The organism is Methylosinus sp. Sm6, assembly GCF_019802345.1.
GTDB lineage: Bacteria > Pseudomonadota > Alphaproteobacteria > Rhizobiales > Beijerinckiaceae > Methylosinus.
Genome location: NZ_JAINDZ010000012.1, coordinates 118,326 through 124,415 on the forward strand (window position 1 = coordinate 118,326; position 6,090 = coordinate 124,415).

At 67.0% G+C, this 6,090-nt stretch carries 7 protein-coding genes; 2 read left to right on the forward strand and 5 right to left on the reverse strand.

The window, feature by feature from the left end:
- Positions 1-11 precede the first annotated feature (11 nt).
- The gene (gene pgk, locus K3F48_RS10430) at positions 12-1,202 is read left to right on the forward strand and encodes a phosphoglycerate kinase (protein WP_222575364.1); all 1,191 of its coding nucleotides are present in this window, start codon (positions 12-14) and stop codon (positions 1,200-1,202) included.
- 75 nt (positions 1,203-1,277) lie between these two features.
- Here the strand turns inward: pgk and arfB are convergent, their stop codons facing one another.
- Together arfB and K3F48_RS10440 are read right to left on the reverse strand one after the other, a co-directional pair.
- Positions 1,278-1,697, reverse strand: a complete 420-nt coding sequence (gene arfB, locus K3F48_RS10435; RefSeq protein ID WP_222575365.1) for an alternative ribosome rescue aminoacyl-tRNA hydrolase ArfB — start codon at positions 1,695-1,697, stop codon at positions 1,278-1,280.
- Positions 1,694-2,401 (reverse strand): SOS response-associated peptidase, encoded by a 708-nt coding sequence (locus K3F48_RS10440; RefSeq protein WP_222575366.1) that lies wholly within the window; start codon positions 2,399-2,401, stop codon positions 1,694-1,696. The genes arfB and K3F48_RS10440 overlap by 4 nt, the downstream gene beginning before the upstream one ends.
- 131 nt (positions 2,402-2,532) lie before the next feature.
- Here K3F48_RS10440 and K3F48_RS10445 point away from each other — a divergent pair, with 131 nt between their 5' ends.
- The gene (locus K3F48_RS10445; protein ID WP_222575367.1) at positions 2,533-3,024 is read left to right on the forward strand and encodes a hypothetical protein; all 492 of its coding nucleotides are present in this window, start codon (positions 2,533-2,535) and stop codon (positions 3,022-3,024) included.
- 106 nt (positions 3,025-3,130) lie between these two features.
- Here K3F48_RS10445 and K3F48_RS10450 read toward each other — a convergent pair whose 3' ends face one another.
- The 3 genes from K3F48_RS10450 to K3F48_RS10460 all read right to left on the reverse strand — a co-directional run.
- A complete protein-coding gene (locus K3F48_RS10450; protein WP_222575368.1) occupies positions 3,131-3,895 on the reverse strand; it encodes an enoyl-CoA hydratase-related protein in 765 nt (254 codons plus the stop codon).
- Positions 3,896-4,218: 323 nt separating this feature from the next.
- A complete protein-coding gene (locus K3F48_RS10455; RefSeq protein ID WP_222575369.1) occupies positions 4,219-5,028 on the reverse strand; it encodes a DNA adenine methylase in 810 nt (269 codons plus the stop codon).
- A 132-nt stretch (positions 5,029-5,160) separates the two neighbouring features.
- Positions 5,161-6,090, reverse strand: a 930-nt coding sequence (locus tag K3F48_RS10460) for a phage late control D family protein (RefSeq protein ID WP_222575370.1), incomplete at its 5' end; no start/stop codon positions are given.

Below are 6,090 nucleotides of genomic sequence, written 5' to 3' on the forward strand. Positions count from 1 at the left end.
AAAGTCTCCTCATGTCCTTCAACACGCTCGATTCCGCCGATCTGAAAGGCAAGCGCGTCCTGCTGCGCGTGGACTTCAATGTGCCGATGGAGAATGGCGTCGTCACCGACCGGACGCGCATCCACCGCGTCCTGCCGACGATCGAGGAAATTTCGGCCAAGGGCGGCAAGGTGATCCTGCTCGCCCATTTCGGCCGGCCGAAGGGCGAGCGCAAGGAAGAGGACTCGCTGCGTCCCGTGGCGGCGGCGCTCGCCGAGACGATCAAGCGTCCGGTCGCCTTCGCCGACGACTGCATCGGCGAGAGCGCGCGCGAAGCGATCGAGACGCTCGCGGACGGCGATATTCTGCTGCTCGAGAACACGCGCTTCCACAAGGGCGAGGAGAAGAACGACCCGGCCTTCGTCGCCGAGGTCGCGAAGCTCGGCGACGTCTATGTGAACGAAGCCTTCTCGGCCGCCCATCGCGCCCATGCGACGACCGAAGGCCTCGCCCATGTTCTCCCCGCCTATGCCGGCCGCACCATGCAGGCCGAGCTGCAGGCGCTGACCCGAGCGCTCGAGCATCCAGAGCATCCCGTGATGGCGGTGGTGGGCGGCGCGAAGATTTCCACCAAGCTCGAGCTGCTGGGCAATCTGCTTCGCAAGGTCGACGCGCTGGTCATTGGCGGCGGCATGGCCAACACTTTTTTGGCGGCGCAAGGCAAGCCGATCGGCAAGTCGCTGTGCGAGCATGATCTCATCGACAAGGCGCGCGCCATTCTCGCCGAGGCGAAAGGCGCCGATTGCGAGATCGTGCTGCCCATCGACGCCACCGTCGCGCAGAAGTTCGCGGCGCACGCGCCCTCGCATATCGTCGCGGTCGATCACGTCGGCGAAAACGACATGATCCTCGATCTCGGGCCGAAATCCGTCGCCCATATCGAGAGCCTGCTCGAAAAGACCCGGACGCTGGTGTGGAACGGCCCGCTCGGCGCCTTCGAGCTGCCGCCCTTCGACGAAGGCACCAATGCGGTGGCCCAGACTGCCGCGAGGCTCACCTGCGAGGGCAAGCTGCTGTCGGTGGCGGGCGGCGGCGACACGGTGGCCGCGCTGAACCAGGCCCATGCGGCGCAGGAATTCACCTATCTCTCGACCGCCGGCGGCGCCTTCCTCGAATGGCTGGAAGGCAAGGAGCTGCCGGGCGTCGCGGCGCTGCGGACGTAAGCCGCGACGCGCATCCCTTCTCCCACTCGTGGGAGAAGGCGGGCCCGCTTCGCGCGGGGGCCCTTTTCGTCGGCTCTACTCCTCCACCTTGCCGCGCAGCGCCTTGACGCCGGCGCGCAGCTTCTTGCCTTCGAGCCGGCGCAGCTTTGAGCCATAGGTCGGCTTCGTTTCCCGGCGCGGCGGAGGCGGCGGCGCGGCGGCCGCATGGATCAGCTCCAGAAGCCGCTCGCGCGCATCGGCGCGATTGCGCTCCTGGGTGCGGTGGCGTTGGGCGGTGATGACGATCACGCCCTCCTTCGTCAGCCTTCGACCGGCGAGCTTCTCCAGCCGCGCGCGCACCGGCGGCGGCAGGCTCGGCGAATGGCGCGCGTCGAAGCGCAGCTGCACGGCCGTCTCGACCTTCTGCACATTCTGGCCGCCGGCGCCGGAGGAGCGCATGAAGGATTCCTGCAGCTCGCTCTCGTCGATGGAGATGAAAGGGGTGACGCGGATCACAGCAGCCGGCTCCGGTGCGGCGCCTGAATCCACGGCCCGTCATTCTCGGCCTTGTTCACATCGGGGCCAATCTCGAAAAACTCCAGCGTGTCGCAGGTGGCGGGCGCGAGCAGGCGCCATGCGTCCTCAGCGCCGCGCTCGTCTCCGCAGTTCAACCATAAGTCGAAGTCCTGCCGTTCGATCACCGCCGGCATGCGCTCGTGGATCGCGACCGTCGCGCCATTGGCGGAGGTGGTCAGAATGCAGGCGGTGTCGACCTCGCTGCCGTCGGCGGAGCTCAAGGTCTCATAGAGGCCGGCGAGCGCGAGCGGCGCGCCGTCGGCGCGGCGGAAGAGAAACGGCGCGCCGGCGCGCGGCCGGCCCCGGCCTGGCTCGCGCCGCCATTCATAATAAGCGTCGGCGATGAACAGGCAGCGCCGCCGCTTCATCGCGGCGCGAAAGCTCGGCTTGTCCGGCGCGCTCTCCGCGCGGGCGTTGAACAACAAGGGAAACGCCCGCGGATCTTTGACGAAGCTCGGCACGAAGCCCCAACGAACGAGTTGAAATCGCCGGGAAAAAACGTCGGCGCGCCGCTCCAGCCGGACGATGGGAACGGGCTGCGTCGGCGCGATGTTATAACGTGGCGGAAACTCCGGCTCGTCGACATAGCCGAAGTAATCGCGCGCCGCCTTTGCCGGCAGAGTGATCGCATAACGTCCGCACATTGCCGTCGTCGTCTCCGCGCCTCGACGGAAGCCGAGGAAAAGACGGATGTTCTCTCATTCGTTGCGCATCCGTGGCAATATTTTGTTATCAATTGTCGGCGATGCTGGTCCAGCCACATTCGAGACTCGAAATGACAGCTGACGTGCAATTCGCCATTGTCGATCCAATCGCACGCGATCGCTCGGAGCCGGCTCCGCCCGACAAGCCGCTGGTCAATCCGGTGTCCGGGCTGGCCAATGATTATCTCAATCTCTTCAACGAGCTGGTTATGATGCTGGAGCAGCTCCCGCAGATGCCGGAGCTGATCGACGATCTCCTCGCCTGGCGCCCCGAGACCTATCGGGACTATTTCGAGCGATCGCAGCTGTCCGGCCGCCTCAACGCTCTCGCCGCTTATGAGCGGCTCGATCCGATCTTCCGCCGGCGGTTCGAGGCCTATGTGGCGGAACTCGATACGATCGCCGTCGCCAGCGTCGCGGCGGTGCGGCTGCACTATCGCCACGGCGCACCGCAGGATTTGAGCCGCGTCGCCGGCACATGCGCGCGCGCCGGCGAGAAGATGCGCGCCATTCTCACCCGCTGCTCCAGGCTCGTGAACTACGGCAAATATGGCGACGAATAGCGGCGGTTTCGACGCGGGCCGAAGTCTCGCGCTCCGAGCGCGGCCCTGGACCTCGGGCCTTCTGGCTCGCTGTCGAGGCGTCGAATAGAACGGCGCGCGCCGCTGGTCAGACGTCGCCGCTCGCCGGGCGCCGCGCGAAGAAGGCTTCGAGACGCGAGCGGAATTCCCGTGTCGTCAGAGCGGCGGCGAACAGCGCCCCTTCCTCCTCGATGCGCTGCGCGACCGCCGCCGCATCGCCGCGCAGCAGCCGCCGCGTCGCGGCCAGAGCGGCGCGCGGCTTCTCGGAGAGCCGCCGCGCCGCCTCGAGCGCCATCGATTCGACCTCTTCGCCCGCGCACAGCCGATTGACGAGCCCGAGCCGCAGAGCCTCCTCGGCGTCGAAGGCGTCGCACAGCAACATGATCTCGCTCGCCTTGGCGAGGCCGATGCGATGCGGCAGCAGCAAGGTCGAGCCCGCCTCCGGCGGAAGGCCGAGATCGACGAACGGCAGCCGGAAGCGCGCCGCGCGCGAGGCATAGACCAGATCGCAATGCAGCAACATGGTCACGCCGACGCCGATCGCGTCGCCCGTGACCGCCGCGACGAGGGGCGTGCGCAGCGCGGCGAGCGTGCGCACGAAGCGCAGCGCCGGAAACTCCTTCATATTGTCGAATGGCTTGCGGAAATCCTCGAGGTCGTTGCCCGCCGTAAAGGTCCCTCCCGCTCCCGTCACGACGACTGCCCGGATCTCGTCGTCCGCATCGGCCTCGGCGAGCAGAGCGATCAGGCGCTCGTACATCGCCTTGTTCAGCGCATTCCGCTTGCTCGGCCGGTCGATGACGAGTCGCATCACGTGACCGTCCCGCAGCGCGACGATGTCGGCGTCTTGCATCCGCTCTTCCTTTCGTTTGGACGGGCGCGCCGCCGCCCCGCCGAGCCATTAGAGCGCTTTCCGATCGAACGGAATCGTTCGATCGATCAGAATTCGCTCGAACTCGAGAATGCTGGCGAAAATTCTGATCGCTCGAACAATTCGAGTCGAGCGGAAAGCGGTTCTTGCGGCCCGCGTCGCTCGAACTGAAGAGCGAAGGCCCCCTCCCTCCACCCTCCCCCACTGCGCGGGAGAGCGACGCAAGTCATTGGCTGCGGCGCGGGTGTAGCGGGACACATGAAATCGGAGTAGCGGACACTTGAATCTGTAGCAACTCGATTTCCTCACGCGCCCCGTATAATCAGCTCCGCCGCCGGCTTCGCCCGGCCCTGGCCGACAGCGGTGTAAGACAGCTCGGCCGTCTCGAGCGCGAACCCCTGGTAGCATCTCCTCGCCTCCGGGCAGTCGTTTATGGTCAGAATGAACCGGCCTCGAAGGCCCTTCAAAGCCTCGGCGAGGGCGCTGTGGTCATCGGTCGCGAAGAGGCCCGGCCCATAATAGCCCTCCGTGCCCCAATACGGCGGATCGAGATAAAAGAGCGTCTCGGGCCGGTCCCACCGCCGCAGGAACTCCCCCCAATCGAGGCATTCAATTGTCACTCCGGCGAGCCGCTCATGGATCGCCTCCAGCACGATCCCGAGCTTGCGCGTGTCGAAGCGCCCGCCGCCCATGCGGCTGATCCCAAAAGAGCGCCCGTTGACCTTGCCGCCGAAACTCAGCCGCTGCAGGTAGATGAACCGCGCCGCCCGCTCGAGGTCCGTGAGGCTGTCTGGAGCCTGCGCCGAGAGGCGCTCGAACTCCGTGCGGCTGGTCAGCTGAAATTTCAGCATGTCCATGAACGCCACATAGTGCCTCTGCAAAATCCGGAAGAAGATCGCCACATCGCGGCTGCGGTCGTTGATCACTTCCGACCGCGGCGCTTCGTCGCGGCGGAAGAACACGCCGCCCATGCCGACGAACGCCTCCGCGTAGATGCCGTGCGGCGTCTCGGCGATCAGCTCGCAGAGCCGCCCCGCCAGCTGCCGCTTGCCGCCAATATAGCCTGCGGCCGGCCGCACAGGCCGCACCGACCGGCGTTCGAAAATCTCCACCATATCTTAAGCCCGAGCATGCTACCCGCGCCGTGCCGTCGACGGCGGCGGCGGGGAGCGTTAATCGGTCGATGCGCTGCGCGGGCGGTGCTTGGCCGGCTCACCCGCGTCCGGGGCGACCCGGCCCCGCCACCATCACGTCTGCTTGTCCTTCCGCTCCTGCCCCGCCTTCACATTTACCGTGGTCTCGAACCCGCCCTGCGCGGTCCACCGCTTCGTCAGGGTCTCGGCCTTCCACTGGCCGTCGATCGGCCAGCCGTATCCGCTGACGATGACGGGCGCCTCGGCGCGCGCTCGCGGCAGGCCGGGGCTGTCGAAATGGCCGGAGCCCGAGTTGTTGCTGCGCTCATAGGCTTCGGCATCGGCTGCCGCCTGGGCCTCCGCCTCGCTCGAGAAGAGATGCGGCGTCACGAAAATCGGCCCGTCGCGGCCGGTGGAGCGCTTGACGAGCTTGCGCCTGCCGCTCTTGCCGTCGTGCCATGCGGCTGCGACATGCCCGACCTCGGGGCGCGGCTCGGTCTCGATCTCATAGCCAAAGCCGCCCCGGCGCTTGATGACGATCGGCTCCAGCGCCAGCCCGCTCGCGCTCTGCCCGGAGCCGCGCTTCAACACGATCAGCTTCCCGCCCGCCGGCTTGACCACCGCGCCATAGCGCCGGCCGATGTCGCGCAGGAAGTCGATCGGGCTCTGGCTCCATCGCAGCTGATAGGGCAGCTTGATGGCGCCGATCTCCGGCGACACGGCCGCCTCCAGCCCGGCCTCCTTGGCGACCTTCCCGACCAGCTCGCCGAAACTGCCCTCGTCATAATGGCGGGAGCCGTGCGCCTTCAGCCTGTCGATATAATCGGCGGCCCGCAGCTTGATCGCGATGCGATCGCCTTCCTCGGGCGAGCCGCGCAGCGTGATCGTCTGCACCGTATAGACGCCCTGCAGCACGGGCCCTTCGTCGGCCCAGCCGCCCAGGATCGTATATTTCGCGCCTTTCCCGGGCAGTCCGAAGCGCGAGGGCGGCCCGACGCAGCTGATTTCGGCCCCGTCGCTCTCTTCGCCGGCGCCATCCGTGAC

Bases quoted from the DNA above. Each gene is read 5' to 3' on its own strand.
- pgk (WP_222575364.1), top strand. From the start codon at position 12: ATGTCCTTCAACACGCTCGATTCCGCCGATCTGAAAGGCAAGCGCGTC.
- K3F48_RS10440 (WP_222575366.1), bottom strand. From the start codon at position 2,401: ATGTGCGGACGTTATGCGATCACTCTGCCGGCAAAGGCGGCGCGCGAT.
- K3F48_RS10445 (WP_222575367.1), top strand. From the start codon at position 2,533: ATGACAGCTGACGTGCAATTCGCCATTGTCGATCCAATCGCACGCGAT.
- K3F48_RS10450 (WP_222575368.1), bottom strand. From the start codon at position 3,895: ATGCAAGACGCCGACATCGTCGCGCTGCGGGACGGTCACGTGATGCGA.
- K3F48_RS10455 (WP_222575369.1), bottom strand. From the start codon at position 5,028: ATGGTGGAGATTTTCGAACGCCGGTCGGTGCGGCCTGTGCGGCCGGCC.